We start from the raw sequence: 25,951 nt of genomic DNA on the forward strand, positions 1-25,951 counted from the left end.
TCACTCCGCTCAGCAGGGCTGCAGCAGCCAGCAGAGCCGGTAGTTCGCCTGGTAGGACGCTCCCGTCGGCGGCGCGACGACGTTCTGCGCCCGTGCCCCGCCGTGCGCCCAGCTGCTGAAGGCGTACTTCAGGTTGAGCGGGGGCAGGTTCTGCGGGCTGTCCGCGCTGATCGAGTTGGTCGATCCGGCGATCACCGTCCGCGAGAACGGCGTCCGCTGCTGGGTCCCGCCGACGGTGAGCATCGCCTGGCTCGGGTTGGACGTGAAGTTCAGCGTCACCGTCTTCGGCTGCAGGTCGATCGTCCTGCTCCCGGTGCGGCCGGTCGAGTCCGTCGCGGTGAGCGTCAGCTGCAGGTACGACGGGTATTCGTGGTCCGGCGCGACGAACGACCCGGTGGCGACGCCCGGGAAGTCCTGGACGTTGTGCGTGTGGCAGGTGCCGTTGGCCGCGCAGTGCCGGATGGCCAGCCGCCAGGACAGCGCCGCGGGCGGCAGCTCGCCGTCCTGGGCGTCGACGGCGCGGCCGGAGAACGGCACGGTCTGCCCGACCGACCAGGCCAGCGTGGCGGCCGGGGTGTCGATGACCGGCACCGGGTCCAGCCCGGCCGGGTTCCCGACGGTCACCCGGACCGTCGTGGTCGCCGAGGCACCGTGGGAGTCGGTGACCCGCAAGCCCGCGTCGACCGCCGCCGCGGTGGTGTACGTCCAGGTGGGTTTCGCCGCCGCCGAGTCGTCGTAGGCGCCGTCCGCGTCGAGGTCCCAGGCGTACGAAAGCGTGTCGCCCGCGTCGGGGTCGGTCGAGCCGGTGCCGTCGAACTGGACGGTCAGCGGGGCAGGCCCGCTGGACGGCGTCGCCGTGGCCGCGGCGACCGGCGGCCGGTTGGTGCCGCCCGCGTAGCTCACCCGGCGCAGTTCGCCGGCGCCGAGCGCGACGTAGAAGAGGTCGCCGCCGGGGCCGGTGAGCACCTGCACCGGGGTGTTGACGCCGGTCACGAAGGGCACCAGCTTGGTGGGACTGGGCTGGCCGGAGACGGTCTGCATCGCCCAGATGCAGCCGCGCGAGGAGTCGGCGAAGAACAGCGCGCCGGCGTACTCGGCCGGGTAGTTGCTGCCCGACTCGAAGGCGATGCCGCTGATCGAGGAGCCGCCGGTGGGACACGGGTCGGTCGCCACGACCTTGGCGTTGTGGTTGTAGGCGTAGAACGGCGCGGTCTGCCCGCCCGCCGAGTACAGCGATTCGCAGCGGTCGAGGTTCGCGCCGTCGTACCCGGCCTGGCGGGCGGTGCCCTCGAAGCACGGCCAGCCGAAGTTCTCCGCCACGCCGTCACCGGCGTTCGCGACGCGGTTGATCTCCTCCCAGGTGTTCCAGCCGACGTCACCGGCCCAGAGCTCGGCCGTGCCGGGCCGGAAGCCGAACCGGAACTGGTTGCGCGAGCCGTAGGCGATGACGCGGCGGGCGTTGGCGTCGGCACTGGCCGCGAACGGGTTGCCGGGCAGGCCGTCGCCGGTGTCGGGGTCGATGCGCAGCAGCGCGCCGTTGAGCAGCACCGGCTGCCCGGCCGCGCGGCGCGGGGACTGCGACCGCAGCGCCCCGCCGTCGGCCGAGGGCGGGCTGAGGTTCGTGCCGGCCGGCGACGGCGGGTCGGCGCACGGGTTGCCGACCTGGCCGTAGTCGGCGAAGTTGAAGCTGGCGCCGTCACCGCCGCCCGCGTACAGGGCGCCGTCCGGGCCGAAGGCCAGCGCGCCGACCGAATGGCTGGGGTACTGCTGGCACCAGCCGGTGACCAGCGGTTTCTCGCTGACGGCTGTCCCGGCCGGGCCCATCGTGAGCTGCGAGACGCGGCCGGTCACGACGCAGCCGGCGTCGGTCGCGCCCGGCGGGGTCGGGCACGTGTCGCCCCACCGGGGCGCGGTCCCGCCCGGGAGCGCGTCGAGGGTGTAGGAGACGTAGACGTACGGCCGCGCCGGGAACGCCGGGTCGACCGCCAGCCCGAGCAGGCCGCGGTCCCAGAAGTCCTGGGTCGGCGTGCGCAGGTCGGCGAACACCGTCGGCGTCGGGTCGGCCAGGGTGTCGAACACCTTGACCAGGCCGCTCTTCTCCGCGACGAACACCCGCCCGTCGGGGGCGAACGCGGCGGCGGTCGGCGAGCTGAGGCCCCCGATGGCGACGGTGTCGGTGAAGCCGGCCGGCACGGCGGCGGCGGCCGGTGCCGCAGCGGCGAGGGCCACCGCGAGGGGCACCACCACCCCTGCGGCCAGTGCGCGTCTTGATCTTCGCGGAACCAGGGAACGACGTGGACCCATCACGAACTCCTCCAGCGGCGGGGACCGGACTGGCGCGAACGCCGTCCGGTATGGCGCGTGACGTCCGAAAGTTGTTACGCCGACGCAGGAAAAACGCACGAACAGCTCAATCTTGTTAGGGGCCAACGACTTGCCACCGCTCGCGCGGGTCGCGCGGTGCGGCCATGCTGGGGACCACCCCGAACCGAGGAGGTCGACCGTGGTGCAGTTACCGTCGGCCATGCGCGCCTGGCGCGTCGTGCGACCGGGCCCGATGGCGACCGGGCCGCTGGAGGCGGTGCGGGCGCCGGTGCCGCGGCCCGCCGCCGGCGAGCTGCTGGTGCGGGTGCTCGTGTGCGGGGTGTGCCGGACGGACCTGCACGTCGCCGAGGACGACCTGCCGGTGCACCGGCCGGGGGTGACGCCGGGGCACGAGGTGGTCGGCGAGGTCGTGGCGCTCGGCGCGGACGTCACGGGCTTCGCGGCCGGGGACCGGGTGGGGATCGCGTGGCTGCGCGCGACCTGCGGGCACTGCCGCTACTGCCGGAGCGGCCGGGAGAACCTGTGCCCGGAGTCGCGGTACACCGGCTGGGACGCCGACGGCGGGTACGCGGAGTACGCGGTCGTCACGGCGGCGTACGCGCTGCCGCTGCCCGGCGGCTACCGCGACGACGAACTCGCCCCGCTGCTGTGCGCCGGGCTGATCGGCTACCGCGCGCTCCTGCGGGCGGAGCTGCCCGAAGGCGGCCGCCTCGGCATCTACGGCTTCGGCGGCAGTGCGCACCTGACCGCCCAGGTCGCGCTGGCGCGGGGCGCCGAGGTGCACGTGCTGACCCGCAGCGCGGCGGCCCGCGAGCTGGCGCTGGCCCTCGGTGCGGCGTCGGCGGGCGACGCAGCCGCGCCGCCTCCCGAGCCGCTGGACTCGGCGATCCTCTTCGCGCCGGTCGGCGACCTGGTCCGGCCGGCGCTGGCCGCGCTCGACCGCGGCGGGACGCTGGCCATCGCGGGCATCCACCTGTCCGACGTGCCGCCGCTGAACTACCAGCGGCACCTGTTCCAGGAGCGGCAGATCCGCAGCGTCACGGCGAACACCCGGGCGGACGCGCGGGAGTTCCTGGACTTCGCGGGGCGTCACCACCTGGCGGTCAGCACGGTGCCGTACGCGCTGGACGCGGCGGACCGGGCGTTGACCGACCTGGCCGGGGACCGGGTGACCGGGGCGGCGGTGCTCCGCGTCTGATTTCGTTGGTAACTCTTTCTTGATATCACCGATGCTAACGTGGGTAGTATCAGCGTGAACATCGAGAAGGGGTACGCCATGATCGTCATCACCGGGGGAACCGGGCAGCTCGGGTCGCGGATCGTCGGCCGGCTGCTCGAGCGGGTCCCGGCGGCCGAGGTCGGGGTCAGCGTCCGGGACCCGAGCCGGGCCGCGGAGCTTTCCGCGCGCGGGGTCCGCGTCCGGCGCGGCGACTTCGCCGACCCGTCATCGCTCGCCGAGGCGTTCGAGGGGGCGGCGCAGGTCCTCGTCGTCTCGACGGACTCGGCGGGCGAAGAGGCCGTGGCGCACCACGTCGCGGCGATCGAGGCCGCGCGGGCAGCGGGGGCGAAGCGCGTCCTGTACACCAGCCACCAGGCCGCGGCTGCCGACTCGCGGTTCGCGCCGATGGTGGACCACGCCGCCACGGAACGCCGGCTCGCGGACGGGCCGTTCACCGCGCTCCGCAACGGGTTCTACGCGAGCACGGTGCCGCTGCTGCTGGGCGCGGCGCTGGAGACGGGCGAGCTGACCGCCCCGGCCGACGGCCCGGTGTCCTGGACGGCCCACGCCGACCTCGCCGAGGCGGCGGCGATCATCCTCGCCGACGAGGGCCGCTTCGACGGGCCGACGCCCCCGCTGACCGCCCCGGTGACCCTCGACCTGGCGGAGATCGCGGCCGTGCTGACCGAACTCGCGGGCCGTCCGGTCCGGCGGGTGGTGGTGTCCGACGACGCCTGGGCGGCGGGCCTGGTCGAGCACGGCGTCCCGGCGGCGCGGGCGGAGCTGCTGCTGGGGATGTTCCGCGCGGCCCGGCGGGGCGAGTTCGCGGTGGCCGGGCCGGAGCTGGAGCACCTGCTCGGCCGCCCGGCGACGCCGGTGCGTGAGGTGCTGGCGGAGGCGCTCGGCCGGTAACCGGGCCGGTGGCGGCGCGTGGAGGGTCCACAGTAGACGGAGGGGTACAAGGGGCGTACAAGGCCGGTGTACGGATTTTGGACCGCCGGCAGGCGTACTTGTCCCATGAAAACTCCGAAAGCGATCCTCCTCGCGCTGGCCGTGGCGGCCGGCGTGCTGGCGCTGCCCGGGACGGCGAGCGCCGCCTACAGCGACCCGCTGACGACGACCACCAAGCAGAACCTGGTGTGGCACGCCACGCCGGCCGCCGCGCTGACCGCGCTCGACGGTGCGCTCCCGAACGTCAGCCTCAACACCGTCGTCAACGACACCAGCTACGACATGACCGGCTGCACCACCGCCGAGAAGGCGGCGCTGCCCAAGGCGCCGGTCGCCACCAAGGCGATGTGCTGGGACGCCGACCGCGCCGGGACCACGACGTGGAGCCCCCAGGGCATCACCACCTCCGGTGACGCCGACGACGACGGCAAGTGGGGCGACGACAAGATCATCCTGTCCGGCTGGCACGGCACCGACGCGCTCGGCCGCTACAACGACGCGCGGATCCAGGCGATCAACTACGACGACCCGGCCAAGCCGTCGTACCGGATGCTGTACCTGGCCGTGCCGAACAGCACCGGCACCAGCTTCACCGCCGCGCAGGCGCACATGGGCGGGATGGCCTGGTACGGCGACAAGATCTACGTGACGGCCGAAGGCGGCAGCTCCACCGCCATCCGGGTCTTCAGCACCAAGCACATCCTGCAGATGACCGACACGACGTCCAACGCGATCGGCAAGACCTCCGGCGGGTACGCCGCCTACACCTACAAGTACGCGATGATGCAGGTCGGTTACTACACGTATGCCAACGGCGCCTGCACCATGGAGTCCGACACTGCGGTGCCGTGCTTCTCCTCGATGTCGCTGGACCGCAGCACCTCCCCGGCCAGCATCGTGACGACGGAGTACTTCTCCGACCAGAGCCTCCACGGCCGCCTCTACCGCTACCCGATGGGCACCGACTACCTGCTGACCGGGACCGCGTCGGAGGCGCTGCGCAGCTCGGTGGGCAACATGCAGGGCGTGCTGTCCAACAACGGCAAGTGGTACGTGGCCCACAGCTCGGCGACGATCAACGGCCAGCTCTGGACCCAGACGACGGCGAAGAGCAGCTCGGCCACCTGCGCGTCCGGGACGACGGCCTGCTGGGCGGTGCACCCCGAAGCCCTGACCTACGACTGGTCGACCGGCCTGGTGTGGTCCCAGTCGGAGTGGTCGACGGCCGATTGCACGGCGAAGAGCCAGACCTGCGGCCGAGCGGTGTTCGCGGTGCCGCTGTCCTCACTGCCCGCGTGACCCGCGCGACGGCCGCCCCGGTTTCCGGGGCGGCCGTTTCACGCGCCGGGGTGGCCGCAGGCGTAGACGTTCGCCGACGCCAGCGTCACACAGGCGGGGCAGGTGTTGACCGGCCGCTCCCGGCGGCCGAAGTACGGGTGGCGGGCACCGCACAGCGCCGTGAGCACGTCCCCGGGCCGGGGGTCCGGGTGGCACCGGGGACAGTAGGCGTGCGCGGCGCGTTCGACTTCGGCGCTCATGGCACCCGGGTACCCCGGCGACGGTGCGCCAACCCGCCCGCACGGACCGGCCGCCGGTGAAGCACCAGATCGCGATGACGGGGTCGCAGATGGCGCAGCCGAAGGACGAATCGTGGGCGAACGGCAGGATCGGCTGGCCCTTGAGGTGGTGGACGACGTCCCAGCCGGTGTGCAGCAGCCAGGCGATCCCGATGGACGTCCACGAGTCGAGCCCCCGGAAGGCGAGGCAGGTCAGCACCGCGCAGAACGCGAGCTCCCACGGGCCGAGCGCTCCGCCGGAGAGGTAGGCGGCGCCGGCGCCGCCCACGAACACGGCGTTGAACCGGCGGCGGTGCTGCTCCGGGATCAGCGAGTTGAGCAGGACGAAGGCGAGGCCGATGAGGATCGGCGCCAGGATCTGGATCACGGATCCTGACGTTAGGAAGCGGGCGGTCGGGGAGCCAGTGGCCGGATGGTCAGGGAGCACCGGGATCTCGCCACGGCCTGGTCGTCCGTATGGTGGGTACCGGCAGAGCGGCTGGGCGATGCGGGTGGGTGGATGAACGTCAAGGCGGATCGCGCGAGTGCCACGCGCGAGAGCATCCTGGTGACGGCCGAGCGGTTGTTCGCCGAGCACGGCGTGCACGCGGTGTCCAACCGGCACATCAGCGAGGCGGCGGGCCAGGGCAACAACGCGGCGGTCAACTACCACTTCGGCACCAAGGCGGACCTGGTCCGCGCGATCGCCCGCAAGCACTTCACCCGGATAGACCGCCTGCGCGAGGAACTGGTCGAAGCCATCGAGGGCGACGGCGAGCTGCGTGACTGGGTGGCCTGCCTGGTCCGCCCGTCGACGAGCTACCTGAACGAGCTGGGCGCGCCGACGTGGTTCGCGCGGTTCAGCGCCCAGGTGATGACGGACCCGGCGCTGCGGGCGATCATCGCGGAGGAGTCCCTGTCGTCGCCGGCCCTGGGGCGCGTGGTGGAAGGGCTGAACCGCTGCCTGGAGGGCCTCCCACCGGAGGTCCGCGCCGAGCGCGGCGACATGGCCCGGCAGCTGATGATCCACATGACGGCGGAGCGGGAACGCGCACTGTCCGAGGGGACCGCGACGCCCCGGGCGAGCTGGAACGACGCGGGGACGGGGTTGATCGACGCGATCACCGGGATTTTGCTGGCCCCGGTGACCCCGCCGTCCTGACCCGGACGGACGGCTCGCGTATCTGGGCGGACGGCTCGCGTATCTGGGCGGACGGCTCGCGTACCTGGACGGACGACACACCGCGGTTGCCGCTTCGGGGCGGGGCCATTCTGGTTGATTCGAGGCAGCGGCTGCCGTATTACATGCCACATGAGCCGATCGCGCGAATCGTCGTCAGCAGGCATCGTTTTCCGCAGCGAGAGACCTACCCGCGTCTCTCCCCGATCGTTGCTTTTGCACGTCGCGCTCCTCTTGCTCCTCGCCACCGTCGTCGCCGTCGGGTTCGGCGCGCTGCTGTGGCTCGGGCTCGGCCGTCCGGATGCGCTGACCGCCGGTGAACGGCTGGAAGCTCTGAAGGTCGTTCTCGCCGTGGTGGCCGGAATCGGTGCAGTCGTCGCATTGACTGTCGCCTACCGCAAGCAACGCGACGCGGAGCTCGCTGAGTACCGTGAGGACGCGAAGGCCTATGCGGACCGGTTCGGCAAGGCGGCCGACCAGCTGGGCAATGCGGAACACGTTGTGCGAACCGGAGGCGTCTACGCGCTCGCGGAGCTGGCGGACGAGTGGATCGAAGGCAGGCAGACGTGCATCGATCTCCTCTGCGCCTACCTGCGCATGCCCTACGTCGCCGACACTGCTTCCGCCGACTACTCCCACGGCAACCGCGAAGTCCGTCGCACCATCATCCGCGTGATTCGCAACCACCTCCGTGACGGCTGGAGTGCGGTGTCGTGGCGAGGCTACCGATTCAGCTTCGAAGGCGCGGTGTTCGACTGCGGGGACTTCTCGAAGGCGCATTTCCGAGGCGGGAACGTCACGTTCCACAGGGCGCGGTTCGTGGCGGGACACGTCGAGTTCAACGACGTCGTGTTCGAGGGTACCCCGGTCTGGTTCAGCAAGGCCGAGTTCGCGGGCGCGCACGTCGATTTCCGCCGATCGGTCTTCGAGGGCACCGTGGCTTCGTTCGAAAACGCCGTGTTTTCGGCAGGGCGAGTCGAGTTCGATGGAGTACGTTTCGCCTCTGGAGAAGTCAGCTTCGACAATGCCGTGCACGAGGGATCCGTCGCCACCTTCGACGGGGTCGCGCATACCGGCGGAACCGTCGAGTGGGGTCCGTTCCCGCACCTTCCCGCCTCGACCTCGACGCCCCCTGCTTGACGACACGCGGACCGGGTGGTTCGTCCGCGCGGATGGAAGGCGTCGCCGGAGTTCGTCGTCGGGTACCAACGGCGCTCGGGGAAATCCTCCTACCGTCACCTCGATCGGGTGGTGATGAGGAGGCGGGCGGGTGCGGACACTCTTGCGGGGCGGCCGGGTCATCGATCCGGGAAGCGGGTTCGACGGCGTCGCCGACGTGCTGCTCTCCGATGCCGGAGCCGGGGTCGAGGCCGTCGGCACCGGGCTGACGGCGGATGCCACCGAGGTCGATGTCTCCGGGCTCGTCGTCGGGCCCGGGTTCGTCGATCTGCACAGTCACGTGCACTCCGTCGCCGGGCAGCGGCTGCAGGCCATGGATGGTGTCACCACCGCCCTCGATCTCGAAGCCGGCCTGATGCCCGTCGACCGGGCCTATGCCGAGGCCGCTGCGGCCGGGCGGCCCCTGCACTACGGCTTCTCCGCCTCCTGGGGTGCCGCCCGGGCTCAGGTGCTCGCCGGGATCGCACCCGATGCGAACATCGACAGCGGCCTGGCCGTCCTGGGCAACCCCGCCTGGCAACGGTCTTCCTCGGCCACCGAGCTCGCCGCCTGGCTGTCCCTTTTGGACAAAGAACTCGGCGACGGCGCGCTCGGGATCGGCGTTCTCATGGGCTACGCGCCCCAGACCGCGCCGGGGGAGTTCCTCGCCGTCGCCCAGCTCGCCGCGAAGGCCGGGGTGCCGACCTACACCCACGTGCGCGAGCTCGTCGAGGTCGATCCCGCCATCCCGGTCGACGGCTCGGCGGAAATCGCCGCCGCCGCGGGGGAGACCGGGGCCGCGATGCACCACTGCCACGTCAACAGCACCTCCGGGCACCACCTCGACCGCGTCCTCGCCACCCTCGACGACGCCCGCCGCGCGGGTTCCCGCGTCACCGTCGAGGCCTACCCCTACGGCGCGGGCAGCACGGCCGTCGGGGCCGCCTTCATCGAGCCGGACCGCTTGCGGCTCAAGGGACTCCGACCGTCCAGTGTGGTCATCCTCGACACCGGCGAACGCGTCCGCGACGAAGCCCGCCTCCGGCAGCTGCGGCGGGACGACCCGGGTGCGCCGTGCCTGTTGGAGTTCCTCGACGAGGACAACCCCCGCGAACGCGCGCTGCTGCACCGGGCCCTGGCCTTCCCCGACGCCGTCGTCGCCAGCGACGCGATGCCCGTGTCCTGGCCCGGCGGCCGCTCCGAAAGCACCGAGTGGCCGCTGCCGCCCGGCGGCCGGACGCACCCGCGCACCGCGGGCACCTTCGCCAAGACCCTGCGCCTGATGGTCCGCGAAACCGGCGTCTGGAGCTGGCTCGAGGCGTTCCGGCGCTGCTCCTACCTGCCCGCCCGGCTCCTCGACGACGTCGCGCCCGCCGCCCGCCGCAAGGGCCACCTCGGCACCGGAGCGGACGCCGACGTCGTCGTCCTCGACCCCCGCGGCATCACCGACACCGCCACCTACGCCGACCCCACCCGGCCCTCCCACGGTGTCCGGCACCTCTACGTCGCCGGGGTTCCGGTGGTGGCCGACGGAGTCCTCGACCCGGGAGCGCTGCCCGGCAAGCCGCTGCGGGGTGAGCCGAAGTGAGCGACCTGATCGCCGACATCGAGACGCTCGTCCGCTGCGAATCGCCTTCGGCCGACCACGAAGCCGTCGCCCGCAGCGCCGGAACCGTCGCCGGGATCGGCGGCCGCCTCCTCGGCGTCGAGCCCGAACGGATCGTCACCGACGGCTGCACCCACCTGCGCTGGCGGTTCGGCCGCGGCGAGCCGCGCGTCCTGCTGCTCGGGCACCACGACACCGTGTGGCCGCTGGGTTCCCTGCGCACGCACCCCTGCGAAGTCCGCGACGGGATCCTGCGCGGACCCGGCTGCTTCGACATGAAGGCGGGGGTCGTGATGGCCCTGCACGCCGCCGCCGCGCTGCCCGACCGCGACGGCCTCTCGATCCTCGTCACCGGCGACGAAGAAATCGGCTCGCCGTCGTCCCGCACGTTGATCGAAGAGGAAGCCAAGAGCTGCGACGCGGTCTTCGTGCTCGAAGCCTCGGCCGACGGCGGGGCACTGAAGACGCGCCGCAAAGGCGTGTCCCTCTACCGCGTCGAGGTCGAGGGCCGCGCCGCGCACGCCGGGCTCGAACCGGAAAAGGGCGTCAACGCGGGGATCGAGGTCGCCCACCAGATCCTCGCCCTCGCCGCGCTCGCCGACGCGGAGCGGGGCACCACCGTCGTGCCGACCGCCCTGACGGCCGGGACCACGACGAACACCGTGCCCGCCAAGGCGAGCGTCGCCGTCGACGTGCGGGTGTGGGACGCGGCCGAACAGGAGCGCGTCGACCGCGCCATCCGCAGCCTCGCCCCGGTGCACGAACAGGCCCGGATCCACATCGCCGGCGGCATCAACCGGGCACCGCTGGACGCGCGGGCGTCGGGCGAGCTGTTCGCACTGGCGAACGAACTCGCGGCCGGGACACTCACCGAGGCCGCGGTCGGCGGCGCCTCGGACGGCAACTTCACCGCGGGACTGGGCATTCCGACGCTCGACGGCCTCGGCGCGGTCGGCGGGGGAGCGCACGCCGACGACGAGCACGTCGTCGTCGCCGAGCTGCCCCGGCGGACCGCGCTGCTCGCCGCGCTCACCGAAACCTTGCTGGCGCGGGGAAGTTCGTCCGCCCCGACGAACGTCCCCGGTGAATCCGGTGCGGGACAACGGTGACCGGCGGCGAGCGTCCGGAAAGGATGGTGGGCGTGACAGAAGTCGTGACGAACACAGCCCCGCCGCTTCCGGACGAGGCGGCGACCGCGGCGGCCGGTGCCGCCCTCGCCTCCGGCGTCCGGATCCGGACCCTGGCCGAGGTCGCCGACCTGGGCGCGGTGTCCCGCCTCTTCGAGTCGATCTGGCGGCCCGCGCCGGGAAACCCGCTCGTGACCGCCGAGCTGCTGCGGGCGATGGTCTCGGCGGGCAACTACGTGGCCGGGGCGTTCGACGGACCCGAGCTGCTCGGCGCCTGCTTCGGGTTCTTCGGCGAGCCCGCGAAGGGAGGACTGCACAGCCACATCGCCGGGGTCGCGACGGCCGGGCACGGCCGCGGCATCGGCTTCGCGCTCAAGCTGCACCAGCGCGCCTGGGCGCTGCGACAGGGCGTCACGGAGATCTCCTGGACGTTCGACCCGCTGGTGCGCCGCAACGCCCACTTCAACCTGACCAAGCTCGCCGCCCGCCCGGCGCGCTACCTGCCGGACTTCTACGGCCCGATGCACGACGGCATCAACGGCGCCGGCGACACCGACCGCCTGATGGTCGCCTGGGACCTGGCGAGCCCGCCGGTGCGCACGGCCGCCGCCGGCCACCCGGGCCGGGTGGACGCGGCGGCGCTGCGGGACGGCGGTGCCGCGGTCGCCCTCGCGGCGGGCCCGGACGGCGGGCCGGCCACCGGGGCCGCGGACGCGCCGGTGGTGCTGGTCGCCGTCCCGCCGGACATCGAAGCGCTCCGGCGGACCGAGCCGGAGCTCGGCCGGGCGTGGCGGGTCGCGCTGCGCGAGGTGCTCGGCGGCCTGCTCGAGGGCGGCGCCGCGGTCACCGGCTTCGACCGGGCCGGCTGGTACGTCGTCGCGAAGGAGCACACGTCGTGAAACTCACCGGTGTCGAGATCCGCCGCGTGCGGATGCCCCTGGTGGCCCCGTTCCGCACCTCGTTCGGGACGCAGTCCGCCCGCGAACTGCTGATCCTGCGCGTGGTCACCTCCGACGGCGAAGGCTGGGGCGAGTGCGGGGCGATGGCCGATCCGCTCTACTCGCCGGAGTACATCGACGGCGTCGAGCACGTCCTGCAGGCCTTCCTCGTGCCGGCCCTGCTGGCGGCCGGGGACGTCACGGCGCACCGGGTCGCGCCGCTGCTGGCGAAGTTCAAGGGCCACCGGATGGCCAAGGCCGCGCTGGAGATGGCGGTGCTCGACGCCGAGCTGCGGGCGCACGGCATGTCGTTCGGCACCGCCCTCGGGTCCACCCAGGACACCGTGGCGTGCGGGGTCTCGGTCGGGATCATGGACTCGATCCCGCAGCTGGTGGCCGCGGTCGGTGGCTACCTCGACGCCGGGTACCTCCGGATCAAGCTGAAGATCGAGCCCGGCTGGGACGTCGAGCCGGTCCGCGCGGTCCGCGAGCGCTTCGGCGACGACGTCCTGCTGCAGGTCGACGCGAACACCGCGTACACGCTCTCCGACGTCCCGCAGCTGCAGAAGCTCGACCCGTTCGGGCTGCTGCTGATCGAGCAGCCACTGGAAGAGGAGGACGTGCTCGGGCACGCGGAGCTGGCCCGGCACCTGAAGACGCCGATCTGCCTGGACGAGACCGTCGTCTCGGCGGCGTCGGCGGTGGCGGCGATCCGGCTCGGCGCCTGCCGGATCGTCAACATCAAGCCGAGCCGCGTCGGCGGCTACCTGGAGGCGCGGCGGGTGCACGACGTCTGCGTCGCGCACGGCGTCCCGGTCTGGTGCGGCGGGATGCTCGAAACCGGGCTGGGCCGCGCCGCCAACGTCGCGCTCGCGTCCCTGCCCGGGTTCACCCTGCCCGGTGACACGTCGGCGTCGGACCGGTTCTACCGCACCGACATCACCGACCCGTTCGTGCTCGAGGCCGGGCGGCTGCCGGTGCCGTCCGGGCCCGGGCTCGGCGTCACCCCGATCCCCGAGCGGCTGGCCGAGGTGACCACCGCGAAGTCCTGGCTCGCCTAGCGAAACCGAGAGGTTCCCCATGTCGAAACTCCCCGAACTCGCCGCCTGGCTCGAACACCGCCTCCCCGCACTGCTGGCCGAGCACCACGTGCCCGGCGCGGCCGTCGCCGTGTACGCCGGCGGTGAGGTCGTCGACCACGCCGCCGGGGTGCTCAACACCGCCACCGGCGTCGAAGCCGACGTCGACTCGCTGTTCCAGATCGGCTCGATCACCAAGGTCTGGACGGCCACCCTGGCCATGCAGCTGGTCGACGACGGCCTGCTCGACCTCGACCAGCCGGTCCGGAAGTACCTGCCGGAGTTCGTCCTCGGCGACGAGGACGCGGCCGCGCGGATCACCGTCCGGCAGCTGCTGTGCCACACCGCCGGCTTCGAAGGCGACATCTTCACCGACACCGGCCGCGGCGACGACTGCGTCGAAAAGTACGTCGCCACCCTCGGCGACGTGCCCCAGCTGTTCCCGCCGGGCGAAATGTTCTCCTACAACAACGCCGCGTTCTGCGTGCTCGGCCGGGTCGTCGAAGTGCTGCGGGGCAACAGCTACGGCGACTGCCTGCAGGAGCACCTGTTCACCCCGCTCGGCCTGACGCACGCCGCACCGAGCCCGTACGAGGCGATCCGGTTCCGCGCCGCGCTCGGGCACCTGACGGCCGAGCCCGGCGCCGACCCGGAACCCGCGGGCATGTGGGCGCTGGCGCCGTCCAACGCCCCGGCCGGCGCGATGCTCGCGATGCGCCCGCGTGACCTCGTCACGTTCGCCGCGATGCACCTGCGGGACGGCGAAGCCGCGGACGGCACCCGCGTGCTGAGCGCGCCGAGCGCCCGCGCGATGCGGGAACGCGCGGTCGAGCTGCCGGACCTCGGCCTCTTCGGCGACGCGTGGGGGCTGGGCTGGTCGCTGTTCGACTGGCCGGGCGGGGAGGTCGTCGGCCACGACGGCGGGACGATCGGCCAGTCCGCGTACCTGCGGGTCGCCCCCGAGCACGGCGTCGCGGTGGCCCTGCTGACCAACGGCGGCGACACGATCCCGGTCTACGCCGAGGTTCTCGGGCACGTCCTGCGCGAGCTGACCGGCATCGAGCTGCCCGCGCCGCCGATGCCGGACCCGGCCGCCCCGCGCGTCGACGCTTCGCGGTACGTGGGCGAGTACTCGTCGTCGGTGGCGGACATCGTGGTCAGCCAGGACGACGACGGCCGCGTCTGGGTCGAGCGCGTCCCCAAGGGCATCTTCGCCGAGCTGGCCAAGCCGGAGAAGACCGAGCTGGTCGCGATGAACGGCGACACGCTGATCCTGGCCGAGCCGATGCAGGGCATGTACGTCCCGCACGCGTTCGTCGGGGACGACGGCACCGGGCGCGCGCTGTACCTGCACACCGGCCGCGCCGACCGGCGGGTGACCGCGTGAGCGCGGTCGAAGCGGAGATCGCCGCCGTCTTCGCCGAGGCGGGCGCGCGCGGGTTCCTGCACGCGCGGGAGATCGGCGGCGGCCCGGAGGTGGCCGTCGACGCGGACGACCCGGTGGTGCTGGCGTCGGTGTTCAAGATCCCGGTCGCCGTCGCCTACGCCCGCGAGGTGGCCGCGGGACGGCTGGACGAGACGGCCCGCACCCGCGTCGGCTCGCGCTACCGCATCGGCGGCATCGGCACCGCGGGCTGCGCCGACGACGTGGAGATGAGCTGGCGGGACCTGGCGCTGTTCATGCTGACGATGAGCGACAACGCCGCCACCGACGTCGTCTACCACCGCGTCGGGGCGGCCGCCGTCGACCGCGTGGCCGCCGACCTCGGCCTGCGCCGGACCCGGCTGATCGGCTGCTGCGAGGACCTGTTCGCTTCGGTGCTGGCGGACCTCGGCGCGGCCGGCGACGCCGACCTGGACGAGGTGTTCGCCTCGGCGACACCCGAGCAGACGTGGAAGCTCGCGGTGCTGGACCCCGAGCGCACGACGTCGTCCACGCCCCGCGAGATCACCGAGCTGCTGGACGCGATCTGGACCGATCGCGCCGGCGAACCCGCGGCGTGCGAACGGGTCCGCTCGATGATGGCACGGCAGATCTGGCCGCACCGGTTGTCGTCCGGATTCCCTGCGGACGTCACGATCGCGGCCAAGACCGGCACCCTGCCGGCGGTCCGCAACGAAGCCGGTGTCGTGTCCGGCCCGGACGGCCGCCGGTTCGCCGTCGCGGTCTTCACCCGCGCGCACTCCCTTGCCGAACGGCAACCCGCCGTCGACGCGGCGATCGGCAAGGCCGGTCGCCTCGCCGTGGACCACCTCCGGAAGGAAACACCATGACCCACAAGCGGACGGCGGTGGTCCTGCTCGGCGCGCTCGCCCTCGCGGCGACCGCCTGCGGGGGACCGGGCGGCGGCGCCGACGCGGCCGGCGGCACGCTGGCCGACGGCAAGACGTTCACCCTCGGGCTCGGCTCCGACCCCGGGAACCTCGACCCGCACATGTCGGTGCTGTCGGTGACCAGCCAGGTCGACCGGTTCCTCTACGACTCCCTGCTCGAACTGGGCCCCGACGGCAAGCCGGTGCCTTCGCTCGCCGAGAAGTGGGACGCCACCACGACCACGGCGTCGTTCACCCTGCGCCCCGGCATCACCTGCGCGGACGGCGCCCCGCTGACCGCGGCCGACGTCGCCGCGAACATCGTCTTCGTCGGCGACCCGGCCAACAAGTCGCCCTTCGCCGGTCTCACCATCGCCCCCGGCACCAAGGCCACCGCCGACGAAGCCACCCGGACGATCACCGTCACCAGCGGCGCGCCCGACGCGTTCCTGCTCCGCAACACCGGCAGCCTGCCGATCGTCTGCGGCAAGGGCCTCGCCGACCGGAAGCTGCTGGCCACGGGCGGGGCGGGCACCGGCATGTTCGCCGTCTCCGAGGTCGTCCCGAACGACCACTACACGTTCACCCGGCGCAAGGACTACACGTGGGGACCGGGGGACTGGAAGGCGCAGCAGCCCGGCCTGCCGGACAAGGTCGTCGCGCGGGTCGTCCCGAACACCTCGACGGCGGCGAACCTGCTGCTGTCCGGTGAGCTGAACGCCGGCGCGATCAACGGGCCGGACCGCCAGCGGCTGGAAGGCCGGAAGCTCTTCCACGCCGACTTCCTCGCCCCGCTCGGGGAAATCTTCTACAACCAGGCCGCCGGGCGCCCCGGCCAGGACGAGTCCGTGCGGCGCGCGCTGACCCAGGCCCTCGACCTCGCCCAGCTCGGCAAGGTGCTCACCAACGGCACCGGCAAGCCGTCGCAGAGCCTGGTCACTGCCGACCCGAAGGCGTGCTCGGGCGACACCGTCACCGGGCACCTGCCGAACCACGACCCGGCGGCGGCCGCGGCCGCGCTGGACGCCGCGGGCTGGCAGGCAGGCCCGGACGGCGTGCGCGTCAAGGGCGGCAAGCGGCTCGCGCTCACGGTCCTCTACGGCACCCAGCTCGGCCCGACCATGGCCCCCACCGCCGAACTGGCCCAGCAGACGTGGAAAACCCTCGGTGCCGAGGTCACGCTCAAGGCCGTCGACAGCCCCGGGCTGTCCCAGGTGCTGTTCGGCACCGGCGAGTGGGAGGTCTCGCTCGGGCCGCTCGGGCTGACCCTGCCGAGCCAGCTGGTGCCGTTCGTGTCCGGCCCGGCGGCCCCGGACGGGACCAACTTCGGGCACATCGCCAACCCGGAGTACGAGCAGGGCGTGAAGCAGGCGGCCACGATGAGCGGCGCCGCCAGCTGCCCGTCCTGGGAAGCCGCCGAGACGGCGTTGGTCAAGCGCGTGGACGTGGTGCCCTACGTCGACTCCGTCGTGCCGATCTACGCGAGCGGGGCCCGGTTCGACGTCAGCCAGGGCAGCGTCAGCCCGTCCTCGATCCGGATGTACGCGCGATGACCACCGCGGCGGCGGCGCCCGCGCGGCTGCACGGCGGGGGCTGGCCGGCGTTCGCCGCGCGGCGGCTGGCCCGGTTCGCCGTCTCGCTGTGGGCGCTGGTCACCGCGGCCTTCCTGATGATCCACCTGGTGCCCGGCGACCCGGTGCGCGCCGCGCTCGGGATGACCGCGCCTGCCGACCTGGTGCGGGCCAAGCGGCTGGAGCTCGGCCTGGACGACCCGCTGTGGGTGCAGTACGGCCACTACCTGCGCGGCCTGGTCACCGGCGACTTCGGGACGTCGATGGCGAGCGGCCAGCCGGTCACGCAGGTGATCGGCGACCGGTTGCCGGCGACCCTGCAGCTGGCGGTACTGGCCTTCGCCGTCGTGGTCGCCGTCGCCGTCCCGGTCGGCGTGCTCTTCGCGGTGCTCACCCGCGGCGGACGGCGCCGTGGCGGCGAGCTGGCGTTCACGTCGGTGAGCGTCTTCCTCGCCGCCGTCCCGGAGTTCCTGGTGGCGGTCGCGCTGGTGGCGTTGTTCGCCGTCGGCCTCGGCTGGTTCCCGGTGGCCGGCGGCGACGGCGCGAGCGCCTACGTGCTGCCGGTGGCGGCGCTGGCCGTCGGGCCGGCGGCGGTGCTCGCGCGGATGCTGCGGATCGAGCTGCTCGCGGTGCTGGGCGCCGACTTCGTCCGCACCGCGCGGGCGAAGCGGCTGCCCGCGCGGCTGGTCTACGTCCGGCACGCGCTGCCGAACGCGCTGACCGCGACGCTGACGCTGGGCGGGCTGATGCTGACCGGGCTGGTCGCGGGCACGGTGCTGGTGGAGAACGTGTTCGCCTGGCCCGGCCTCGGCTCGACGATCGTCCAGTCGATCCTGCAGAAGGACTACCCGCTGGTGCAGGGGATCGTGCTCGTCTACGGCGTCGGCGTGCTGCTGGTGAACCTGCTGGTCGACGTCGTGCTCGGGCTGCTCGACCCGCGCTCGGCCATTCGGGAGGCGTGAGATGGCGCGACGCGGAACGTGGACGGCGGCCCTGCGCACGCCGGTGGGGGCGTGCTCGGCACTGCTGCTGGCCCTGGTCGTCGTCGTGGCGGCACTGGCCCCGCTCCTGTGGGGCGACAGCGCGGCCGCGATCGACACCGACGCGATCGGCCAGGGCCCGTCCGGGGCGCACCCGTTCGGCACCGACTCCCTCGGCCGCGACCTGCTGCTGCGCACCCTGGTGGCCACCTGGCTCTCGGTCGGGCTGGCCGTGCTCGCGACCGTGATCGGGGCCGGCACCGGCGTCGTGCTCGGGACGCTGCCCGCGGTGCTGCCGCGCCGGGCGGGCCGGCTGGTCACCGCGGTCGTCGACATCGCCGTCGCGTTCCCCGGCCTGCTGCTGGCCCTGTTCCTCGCGGTGATCTTCGGCGTCGGCACCCAGGGCGCGGTGCTGGCCATCGGGTTCGCGACGGCGCCGGCGTTCGCCCGGCTCGTGCAGACGCTGTCGGCGTCGGTGAGCGGCCGCGACTTCGTCGCCGCGGCCCGGATCGCCGGCGTCGGCCGGATCCGGCTGCTGGCCCGGCACGTGCTGCCGAACATCGGCGAGCCGCTCGTGGTCAACGCGACCATCGGGGCCGGTTCGGCGCTGCTGGCCTTCGCCGGGCTGTCGTTCCTCGGGATCGGCGTGCAGGCGCCGGACTACGACTGGGGACGGCTGCTGCGCGAAGGGCTGGACGGCATCTACGTCAACCCCGCGGCCGCGCTCGGCCCCGCCGCGGCGGTGGTGCTGGCCGGGCTGGCGTTCAACCTGGTCGGCGAGACGGTCGCGGCGGTGGTCGGGGTCCGCACCCGGGTGACGCGGCGCCCGGCACCCACGCCCGCGGCGGCGGCGACCATGGAGGTCGAGCGGCCCGCGGACGCGGTGCTCGTGGTGGAGAACCTCCGGGTGGCGTTCCCCGGCCCGGACGGCTGGACGGTTCCGGTGCGCGGCGTGAGTTTCAGCGTGCGCGCCGGCGAAGCGATCGGCGTGGTCGGCGAGTCCGGTTCCGGCAAGAGCCTGACCGCACTGGCCGTGTCCCGGTTGGTCGAAGCGCCCGGCGTGGTCACCGCCGACCGGCTCGAGTTCGCCGGGAAGCCGCTGGCGGCCGCGTCGGACCGGGAGCTCGGCACCGCGCTGGCGATGGTGTTCCAGGACCCGATGACGTCGTTCAACCCGGCCCGCCGGGTCGGCGGCCAGCTCGCCGAGGTTTCCGAGCAGCACCACGGCCTTTCGCGGCGCCAGGCGTTCGCCCGCGCGGTCGACCGGCTGGCCGCGGTGCGCGTCCCGGCCGCCGAGCGGCGCGCCCGCCAGTACCCGCACGAGTTCTCCGGCGGCATGCGGCAGCGCGCGATGATCGGCATGGGCCTGATGGGACGGCCGAAGCTGATCGTGGCCGACGAGCCGACGACCGCGCTCGACGTCACCGTCCAGCGCCAGGTGCTGCGCCTGCTGGCCCGCACGCGCGAAACCGAGGGCGCGGCGATCCTGCTGATCAGCCACGACATCGCGGTCGTCACCCAGACGTGCGAACGGGTGCTGGTGATGTACGCCGGCCGGATCGTCGAGGACCTGCCGTCCGGCAGCCCGGCCCGCCACCCGTACACCCGGGCGCTGCTGGCCACGACGATCGACCTGGACACCGACCGCGACCGGCCCCTGGACGTGATCCCCGGCCGGCCGCCGGAACCCGACCAGGTGCCCGAAGGGTGCGCGTTCGCCGCCCGGTGCCCGCGCGCCTCGGACCGCTGCCGCACCGAAGACCCGGTGCTGGAAGCCCCGGACCGCGGCGAGCACCGGGTGGCCTGCTGGCACCCGCACGCAACCGTCCTTTCCGGACAGTCTCATGAGGAGGGTGCGGCGTGAGCGCGTTGGAGTTCGAGGACGTCAGCGTCCGTTATGGCCGGCTGACCGCGGTCGACGGTGTCCGCCTGACCGTCCCCTCGGGGCAGGTCGTCGGTTTGGTCGGCGAGTCCGGTTCCGGCAAGTCGACCCTCGCGCGGGCCGCGGCCGGGCTCGCGCCGGTCAGTGCCGGTCGCGTGCTGCTGGGCGGGGTCGACGTGCGGCGGCTGCCGCGGCGGCGTCCGCTCCAGATGGTGTTCCAGGACCCGTACTCGTCGCTGGACCCGCGGATGGCGATCGGCGAGTCCATCACCGAGGCGATGCCGCCCGGGACGTCGCGCGCCGGACGGCGGGCCGAGGTCGCGCGGCTGCTGGAACTGGTGCACCTCGACCCGGACCGCGCGGCGGCGCTGCCCGGGCGGCTCTCCGGCGGGCAACGCCAGCGCGTCGCCCTCGCGCGGGCGCTGGCCGGGCGGCCGAAGGTGCTGATCGCCGACGAGATCACCTCCGCGCTCGACGTCTCGGTGCAGGGCGCCGTGCTCAACCTGGTGCGGGACGTGCAGCGGCAGCTGGCGCTGTCGATGCTGTTCATCTCGCACAACCTCGCCGTCGTGCGGTACGTCAGCGACGTCGTCGCGGTGATGTACCTCGGCCGGATCGTCGAGGCCGGGCCCGCCGCGCAGGTCCTCACCGAGCCGAAGCACCCCTACACGCGGGAACTGCTGGCCGCCGCGCCCTCGGCGCACCGGAGCCTGCTCGACGGCAGCGAGACCGGCAGCGACGCCGGCCCGCTCGCCGACACCGAACCCGCCGACCCGCACCACCCGCCGTCCGGCTGCCGCTACCACCCGCGCTGCCCGATCGGGCCGCTCGTGCACCCCGACCGCACCGTCTGTGTCACCACCGACCCGGCGGGCGACACCGCGGACGGTCCCCACTCCGCGGCGTGCCACTTCGCCGCGAGCCAGCCCACGAGGAGATCCGCATGACCCGACGTCCCGGCATCGACGACCTCGCTGCCTTCGAGTTCCCCGAGCACCCGGCGATTTCGCCCGACGGCAGCCGGATCGCGTACGTGCTGCGCACGGCCGACCGCGAGAAGGACACCGACGTCCGTTCGCTGTGGCTCGTCGGCACCGCCGGTGGCGAGCCGCGCCGGCTCACCCGCGGCCCGGCCGACCTCGAACCGGCGTGGTCCCCGGACGGCACGCGGCTGGCGTTCCTGCGCGCCCAGGACGGCCCGCCGCAGCTGTGGCTGCTTCCCGCCGACGGCGGCGAGCCCGAGCCCGTCACCAGCCTGCCGCTCGGCGCGGGCACCCCGGTCTGGCGGCCGGACGGCACCGCGATCGCCTTCGCCGCGCCGGTCGACCTCGCCGCCGACGAGGGCGAGGACGACGCCGCCCGCGCCCGCCGCGCGGGCGCCCCGGTGGTCGCCGACCGCGTCGACTTCAAGGCCGACGGCGCCGGGCTGCTGCGGACGCTGCGCAAGCACGTCCACGTCCTCGACGTCGCCACCGGCGAAGTCCGGCAGGTCACGGCGGGGGACTGGCACGCAGGCGACCCGGCGTGGTCGCCGGACGGCACGCTGCTGGCCTTCCCCGCCGGGCCCGAGGCCGACGCCGACCTGACCTTCCGCTCCGGCGCCTACGTCGTCGAGCCCGGCGGCGAGCCCCGCCTGGTCGGTTCCGCCGACGGCATGTGCGGCGCGGTCGGCTGGACCGCCGACGGCGCCGCGCTGCTCGTGGTCGGCCGCCGGGACACCGCACCCGGGCACCTCGGGCTGCTGCGGGTTCCCCTCGACGGCGGCGAGACCACCGACCTGGCGGCGCCGCTCGACCGGAACGTCATGCCGGGCGGCCCCGGCTACCCGGGCGCGCTCCCGCAGCTTTCCGGCTCCACCGTGCTGTTCTGCGCCCGCGACCGCGGCTGCACCCACCTGTACGCGGTCGACGCCGAGGGTGGTGAGCCGCGGCTCGTCGCCGGCGGCGACGGCACCGCCGTGACGGGGATGACCGCGGCCGGCGACACGGCCGCGATCGTGCTGGCCACGCCGACGTCCTACGGCCAGGTGGCGACGGTCGCCGTCACCGGGGGAGCGGTCGACGTCCGCACCGCGCACGGGCCCGGCTTCGACCCGTTCGTCTCCGAGGAACGGGAGTTCACCATCTCCGACGGCACGGTGGTGGCCGGCTGGCTGCTGCGCGATCCCGCCCGCACCGGGCCGCGGCCGCTGCTGCTGGACATCCACGGCGGCCCGCACAACGCGTGGAACGGCACCGCCGACGCCGTGCACCTCTACCACCAGGAGCTCGTCGCGCGCGGCTGGGCGGTGCTGCTGCTCAACCCGCGCGGCAGCGACGGCTACGGCGAAGCGTTCTACACCGCGGCGGTCGGCGCCTGGGGCGCGGCCGACGCCCGCGACTTCCTCGAGCCGCTGGACGCCCTCGTCGCCGAGGGCGTGGCCGACGCGCGGCGGCTCGCCGTGGCCGGCTACAGCTACGGCGGCTTCATGACGTGCTACCTCACCAGCCGCGACGGCCGCTTCGCCGCGGCCGTCGCGGGCGGGGTCGTCTCCGACGTGGTCAGCATGGCCGGCACGTCCGACGCCGGCCACTACCTCGGCGTCGCCGAACTCGGCTCGTTGCCGTCGGAGAACCGGGCGCACTACGCGGCGCTTTCCCCGCTGTCCCAGGTGGAGAAGGTGCGCACGCCGACCCTGGTGGTGCACGGCGGCGCCGACGACCGGTGCCCGCCCGGGCAGGCCGAGCAGTGGTTCACCGCGCTGCGCGGGCAGGGCGTGCCCACCCGCATGGTGCTCTACCCCGGCGCGTCGCACCTGTTCATCCTCGACGGGAAGCCCTCGCACCGGCTGGACTTCAACCGCCGGATCGCCGACTGGGTCACGCAGTACGCGGGCGAGCCGGGCAAGCCGGCGCGGGTGCCGCTGGACGCCGCGCACTGGCGGCGGCGCCTGAGCGCGCTCGCCCGCAAGCACCGCGTGCCCGGGGCGTCGCTGGGCATCCTGTCCGGCGACGACCGGGTGATCGCGAGCCACGGCGTGCTGAACACCGCGACCGGGGCCGAGGTCACCGACGACGCGGTGTTCCAGATCGGCTCGATCACCAAGGTGTGGACGGCCACGGTGGCGATGCAGCTGGTCGACGAGGGCCTGGTGCAGCTGGACGCGCCGATCGCCGACGTGCTGCCGGAGCTGCGGCTGGCCGACCCGGACGTCACCAAGAAGGTGACCCTGCGGCACCTGCTCACCCACACGAGTGGCATCGACGGCGACGTCTTCACCGACACCGGCCGCGGCGACGACTGCATCGAGAAGTTCGTCGGCCTGCTGGAAGAGGTCGCCCAGGTGCACCCGCTCGGGGCGACGCTGTCCTACTGCAACTCCGGGTTCGTGCTGCTGGGCCGGGTGATCGAGCAGCTCACCGGCAAGACGTGGGACGCGGCCCTGCGCGAGCGGCTGTTCACCCCGCTGGGGCTCACCCACACGGGGACGTTGCCGGAGGAGGCGTTGCTGCACCGGGCGGCGATGGGCCACGTCGCGGCCGGCGACGGCCCGCCGTCCCCGGCGCCGGTGTGGGGCCTGCCGCGCTCGGCGGGCCCGGCGGGGCTGATCACCGCGTCGGCGGCCGACGTCCTGGCGTTCGCCCGGATGCACCTGGCCGGCGGGGCCGGCGTGCTGTCCGAGGCGTCGGCGGCGGCGATGACCGAGTGGCAGGCGGACATGCCCGACAAGCACACGCTGGGCGACTCGTGGGGCCTCGGCTGGATCCGCTTCGACTGGGACGGCCACCGGGTGATCGGCCACGACGGCAACACGATCGGGCAGTCGGCGTTCCTGCGGGTGCTGCCCTCGCACGGCCTGGCCGTCACGCTGCTCACCAACGGCGGCAACACGCGGGACCTGTACGAGGAGCTCTACCGCGAGATCTTCGCCGAGCTGGCCGGCGTGGCCCTGCCGAGCCCGATCGCGCCGGCCGCGGAGCCGCCGTCGGTCGACTTCGCGGAGTTCACCGGGACCTACGAGCGGGCGTCGATGCGGATCGAGGTGTTCGAGGGGGAGAAGGGCCTGCGCATGCGGCAGACGATCACCGGCCCGATCGCCGCGCTGGTCCCGGAACCGACGACGGAACACGACCTGGTCCCGATGGGCGGAGCGCAGTTCGCCTTCCGCGAGCCGGGCGCGCAGTCGTGGATCTCGGCGACGTTCTACACGCTGCCGACCGGGGAGAGGTACCTGCACAGCGGTGTCCGGGCGACGCCGAAGGTGACGGCATGAGCCGGGTCACGTCGGGGAACACCGGCTGATCCGGGGCGTTGTAACGGGTGTCGGTACGGCGGAGTCCCCGGGCCTCACCCCTTGCCTTGACGGAATACCAGTCCGGCTGGAGCCGTGAAGAGCCTTTCGCCGCGAGGCGACCCCCGTACCGGCCTCGAACTCCCGCTTCCGCTCGCAGGCTTCCCCCCGGCCTTCGCCGAGCGGAAGCGGGACTTTCCCTTCCTCGAGTCCGGCCGGGCCGGACGGACCATCAGTGGTGCGCGCCACCCGCAGCGACCGGCGCCGGCCCGCGCCGGATCAGCCAGCTGCCCGCGAAGGCCACCAGACCGACGATCCCCGCGACGATGAACGCCGCGCGCAGCCCGGCGGCGTCCGGGCTGGCCGCCGTCGTGTCGTGGCTGCCCAGCGTCGCCACGCTCACGAACACCGCCGTGCCCAGCGCGCCGGCCACCTGCTGCAGCGTCGAGAGGATCGCGCTGCCGTGCGAATACAGGTGTTCGGGCAGCACGCCGAGCGACTCGGTGAACAGCGGCGTCATCATCAGGCCCAGCCCGGCCATCATCAGCACGTGGATCCCGATCACCGCGATCAGCGGCGAATCGGGCCCCAGGATCGCGAACAGCCACAGCGAAGCGGCCATCGCCGCCGCGCCCGGGATCACCAGCGGGCGGCCGCCGACCTTGTCGAACAGCGCGCCGACCGGGCGGCCCAGCAGGCCCAGCACCAGCCCGCCGGGGAGCACCGCCAGCCCGCTGACGAAGGTGCTCGTGTGCAGCACCGTCTGCAGGTACAGCGGCAGCAGGATCGCCGCGGCGCCGATCAGGCAGACGAACAGCAGCGCCGTCAGGGCCAGCGCGACGACGAAGCTGCGGTGGGTGAACGGCCGCAAGTCGAGCAGGGCGCGATCCCGGCGCTGCAGCCGCAGCTGCCGCCAGGTGAACACGACCAGCGCGACGGCGCCGACGACGATCGGCACCCACCCCGGCACCGGCGGCTCGGCCCCGGCCTGCTCGCCGCCCGAGGACAGGCCGTACAGCAGGCCGCCGAACCCGATCGCGGACAGCAGCACCGACGGCACGTCCAGCGGCACCCGACGCTGTTCGCTGTCCAGCCGCAGCAGCACCGCCCCGGTCACCAGCGCGGCGACCGCGAGCGGCAGCACGATCCAGAACATCCAGCGCCAGCCCAGCGAAAGCACCGCGCCGCCGATCGTCGGCCCGATCGCCGGCGCCACCGCGATGACGATCGTGATCGTGCCCATCGTGGCGCCCCGCCGCTCCGGCGGCACCAGGCGCATCACCGTCGTCATCAGCAGCGGCAGCATCACCGCGGTGCCGCACGCCTGCACCACGCGCCCGGCCATCAGCACCCCGAACCCGGGCGCGAGCGCGCTCAGCAGCGTGCCGAGGCTGAACGCCGACAGCGAGAACAGGAACACCTGCCGCGGCGAGAACCGCTCCAGCATGAACCCGGTGGTGGGGATGACCACGGCCATCGTCAGCAGGAACCCGCTGGTCAGCCACTGCACGGTGGTCGTCGGCACGTGCAGGTCGACGGTCAGGTCGCGCAGCGCGACGCTCAGGATCGTCTCGTTGAGGATCATCACGAACGCCGAGAGCACGAGAACCCCGATGAGGAGTCCCGAGCGCGCCGGTGCGCGGTTCACGTCGGCGGGCGGGGTGGACACGGTTTCGGTCATCGGGGTGGGACTCTCCTGGTCGGCCGGGGACGGCCGTGCCGAACACGGGCGTCCTTCGCAGTGTGCCTGTTTCCGGGCGTTCCTGTCAGGCTGTTTTCGGTACACCGGACCCCCT

At 73.5% G+C, this 25,951-nt stretch carries 19 protein-coding genes and 1 pseudogene; 16 read left to right on the top strand and 4 right to left on the bottom strand.

Translation table 11 applies throughout. The annotated features are described in order from the left end of the window. Window positions 1–9: 9 nt before the first annotated feature. Window positions 10–2,304 (bottom strand): PQQ-dependent sugar dehydrogenase, encoded by a 2,295-nt coding sequence (locus HUT10_RS45100; protein WP_254897309.1) that lies wholly within the window; start codon window positions 2,302–2,304, stop codon window positions 10–12. Window positions 2,305–2,524: 220 nt separating this feature from the next. Here HUT10_RS45100 and HUT10_RS45105 point away from each other — a divergent pair, with 220 nt between their 5' ends. The 3 genes from HUT10_RS45105 to HUT10_RS45115 all read left to right on the top strand — a co-directional run bounded on the left by HUT10_RS45105 (window position 2,525) and on the right by HUT10_RS45115 (window position 5,794). After that, a complete protein-coding gene (locus tag HUT10_RS45105; RefSeq protein WP_176178346.1) occupies window positions 2,525–3,523 on the top strand; it encodes a zinc-binding alcohol dehydrogenase family protein in 999 nt (332 codons plus the stop codon). Between the two features lie 54 nt (window positions 3,524–3,577). Then, a complete protein-coding gene (locus tag HUT10_RS45110; RefSeq protein ID WP_254897310.1) occupies window positions 3,578–4,456 on the top strand; it encodes an NAD(P)H-binding protein in 879 nt (292 codons plus the stop codon). Between the two features lie 105 nt (window positions 4,457–4,561). Further along, a complete protein-coding gene (locus HUT10_RS45115) occupies window positions 4,562–5,794 on the top strand; it encodes a hypothetical protein (RefSeq protein WP_176176813.1) in 1,233 nt (410 codons plus the stop codon). A gap of 38 nt (window positions 5,795–5,832) precedes the next feature. Here the strand turns inward: HUT10_RS45115 and HUT10_RS45120 are convergent, their stop codons facing one another. After that, the gene (locus tag HUT10_RS45120) at window positions 5,833–6,033 is read right to left on the bottom strand and encodes a hypothetical protein (RefSeq protein WP_176176814.1); all 201 of its coding nucleotides are present in this window, start codon (window positions 6,031–6,033) and stop codon (window positions 5,833–5,835) included. A gap of 40 nt (window positions 6,034–6,073) precedes the next feature. Beyond that, a pseudogene (locus tag HUT10_RS51535) lies at window positions 6,074–6,439 on the bottom strand (DUF6010 family protein); the annotation flags it as partial. Window positions 6,440–6,571: 132 nt separating this feature from the next. On the opposite strand from HUT10_RS51535, the gene HUT10_RS45130 reads away from it, so the two are divergent. The 13 genes from HUT10_RS45130 to HUT10_RS45190 all read left to right on the top strand — a co-directional run bounded on the left by HUT10_RS45130 (window position 6,572) and on the right by HUT10_RS45190 (window position 24,137). Continuing rightward, entirely contained in the window at window positions 6,572–7,213 is a 642-nt protein-coding gene (locus tag HUT10_RS45130) for a TetR/AcrR family transcriptional regulator (RefSeq protein ID WP_176176816.1), read from the top strand. A gap of 150 nt (window positions 7,214–7,363) precedes the next feature. Then, window positions 7,364–8,371, top strand: coding sequence for a pentapeptide repeat-containing protein (locus HUT10_RS45135; protein WP_176176817.1), 1,008 nt, complete (start codon window positions 7,364–7,366; stop codon window positions 8,369–8,371). 130 nt (window positions 8,372–8,501) lie between these two features. After that, window positions 8,502–9,977 (top strand): amidohydrolase family protein, encoded by a 1,476-nt coding sequence (locus tag HUT10_RS45140; protein WP_176176818.1) that lies wholly within the window; start codon window positions 8,502–8,504, stop codon window positions 9,975–9,977. Then, window positions 9,974–11,104, top strand: coding sequence for a M20 family metallopeptidase (locus tag HUT10_RS45145; protein ID WP_176176819.1), 1,131 nt, complete (start codon window positions 9,974–9,976; stop codon window positions 11,102–11,104). Before HUT10_RS45140 ends, HUT10_RS45145 begins: the two co-directional genes overlap by 4 nt. 23 nt (window positions 11,105–11,127) lie before the next feature. After that, window positions 11,128–12,021 (top strand): GNAT family N-acetyltransferase, encoded by an 894-nt coding sequence (locus HUT10_RS45150; RefSeq protein WP_176176820.1) that lies wholly within the window; start codon window positions 11,128–11,130, stop codon window positions 12,019–12,021. Continuing rightward, window positions 12,018–13,121 carry an o-succinylbenzoate synthase gene (gene menC / locus HUT10_RS45155; protein ID WP_176176821.1) on the top strand — a complete coding sequence of 368 codons (1,104 nt, stop codon included), beginning with the start codon at window positions 12,018–12,020 and terminating at the stop codon, window positions 13,119–13,121. Before HUT10_RS45150 ends, menC begins: the two co-directional genes overlap by 4 nt. Window positions 13,122–13,140: 19 nt before the next feature. Next, window positions 13,141–14,526 carry a serine hydrolase gene (locus tag HUT10_RS45160; protein ID WP_176176822.1) on the top strand — a complete coding sequence of 462 codons (1,386 nt, stop codon included), beginning with the start codon at window positions 13,141–13,143 and terminating at the stop codon, window positions 14,524–14,526. Next, window positions 14,523–15,413: a serine hydrolase gene (locus HUT10_RS45165; RefSeq protein ID WP_176176823.1), complete on the top strand. Its 891-nt coding sequence runs from the start codon at window positions 14,523–14,525 to the stop codon at window positions 15,411–15,413. Before HUT10_RS45160 ends, HUT10_RS45165 begins: the two co-directional genes overlap by 4 nt. Next, window positions 15,410–17,005 (top strand): ABC transporter substrate-binding protein, encoded by a 1,596-nt coding sequence (locus HUT10_RS45170; RefSeq protein ID WP_176176824.1) that lies wholly within the window; start codon window positions 15,410–15,412, stop codon window positions 17,003–17,005. The genes HUT10_RS45165 and HUT10_RS45170 overlap by 4 nt, the downstream gene beginning before the upstream one ends. Then, window positions 17,002–17,985 (top strand): ABC transporter permease, encoded by a 984-nt coding sequence (locus HUT10_RS45175; RefSeq protein ID WP_176176825.1) that lies wholly within the window; start codon window positions 17,002–17,004, stop codon window positions 17,983–17,985. Before HUT10_RS45170 ends, HUT10_RS45175 begins: the two co-directional genes overlap by 4 nt. Window position 17,986: 1 nt before the next feature. Continuing rightward, a complete protein-coding gene (locus HUT10_RS45180) occupies window positions 17,987–19,867 on the top strand; it encodes a dipeptide/oligopeptide/nickel ABC transporter permease/ATP-binding protein (protein ID WP_176176826.1) in 1,881 nt (626 codons plus the stop codon). Beyond that, window positions 19,864–20,832, top strand: coding sequence for an ABC transporter ATP-binding protein (locus HUT10_RS45185; RefSeq protein WP_176176827.1), 969 nt, complete (start codon window positions 19,864–19,866; stop codon window positions 20,830–20,832). The genes HUT10_RS45180 and HUT10_RS45185 overlap by 4 nt, the downstream gene beginning before the upstream one ends. Continuing rightward, window positions 20,829–24,137 (top strand): serine hydrolase, encoded by a 3,309-nt coding sequence (locus tag HUT10_RS45190; protein WP_176176828.1) that lies wholly within the window; start codon window positions 20,829–20,831, stop codon window positions 24,135–24,137. The genes HUT10_RS45185 and HUT10_RS45190 overlap by 4 nt, the downstream gene beginning before the upstream one ends. Before the next feature lie 250 nt (window positions 24,138–24,387). Here HUT10_RS45190 and HUT10_RS45195 read toward each other — a convergent pair whose 3' ends face one another. Then, complete coding sequence (locus tag HUT10_RS45195; protein ID WP_176176829.1) at window positions 24,388–25,836, bottom strand: DHA2 family efflux MFS transporter permease subunit; 1,449 nt, start codon at window positions 25,834–25,836, stop codon at window positions 24,388–24,390. Window positions 25,837–25,951: the final 115 nt, after the last annotated feature.

Origin of the sequence: Amycolatopsis sp. Hca4 (assembly GCF_013364075.1) — a bacterium.
Lineage (GTDB): Bacteria > Actinomycetota > Actinomycetes > Mycobacteriales > Pseudonocardiaceae > Amycolatopsis.

Bases quoted from the DNA above. Each gene is read 5' to 3' on its own strand.
- HUT10_RS45135 (WP_176176817.1), top strand. From the start codon at position 7,364: ATGAGCCGATCGCGCGAATCGTCGTCAGCAGGCATCGTTTTCCGCAGC.
- HUT10_RS45120 (WP_176176814.1), bottom strand. From the start codon at position 6,033: ATGAGCGCCGAAGTCGAACGCGCCGCGCACGCCTACTGTCCCCGGTGC.
- HUT10_RS45160 (WP_176176822.1), top strand. From the start codon at position 13,141: ATGTCGAAACTCCCCGAACTCGCCGCCTGGCTCGAACACCGCCTCCCC.
- HUT10_RS45115 (WP_176176813.1), top strand. From the start codon at position 4,562: ATGAAAACTCCGAAAGCGATCCTCCTCGCGCTGGCCGTGGCGGCCGGC.
- HUT10_RS45180 (WP_176176826.1), top strand. From the start codon at position 17,987: ATGGCGCGACGCGGAACGTGGACGGCGGCCCTGCGCACGCCGGTGGGG.
- HUT10_RS45175 (WP_176176825.1), top strand. From the start codon at position 17,002: ATGACCACCGCGGCGGCGGCGCCCGCGCGGCTGCACGGCGGGGGCTGG.
- HUT10_RS45105 (WP_176178346.1), top strand. From the start codon at position 2,525: ATGCGCGCCTGGCGCGTCGTGCGACCGGGCCCGATGGCGACCGGGCCG.
- HUT10_RS45100 (WP_254897309.1), bottom strand. From the start codon at position 2,304: ATGGGTCCACGTCGTTCCCTGGTTCCGCGAAGATCAAGACGCGCACTG.
- HUT10_RS45190 (WP_176176828.1), top strand. From the start codon at position 20,829: ATGACCCGACGTCCCGGCATCGACGACCTCGCTGCCTTCGAGTTCCCC.
- HUT10_RS45170 (WP_176176824.1), top strand. From the start codon at position 15,410: ATGACCCACAAGCGGACGGCGGTGGTCCTGCTCGGCGCGCTCGCCCTC.
- HUT10_RS45195 (WP_176176829.1), bottom strand. From the start codon at position 25,836: ATGACCGAAACCGTGTCCACCCCGCCCGCCGACGTGAACCGCGCACCG.
- HUT10_RS45150 (WP_176176820.1), top strand. From the start codon at position 11,128: ATGGTGGGCGTGACAGAAGTCGTGACGAACACAGCCCCGCCGCTTCCG.
- HUT10_RS45130 (WP_176176816.1), top strand. From the start codon at position 6,572: ATGAACGTCAAGGCGGATCGCGCGAGTGCCACGCGCGAGAGCATCCTG.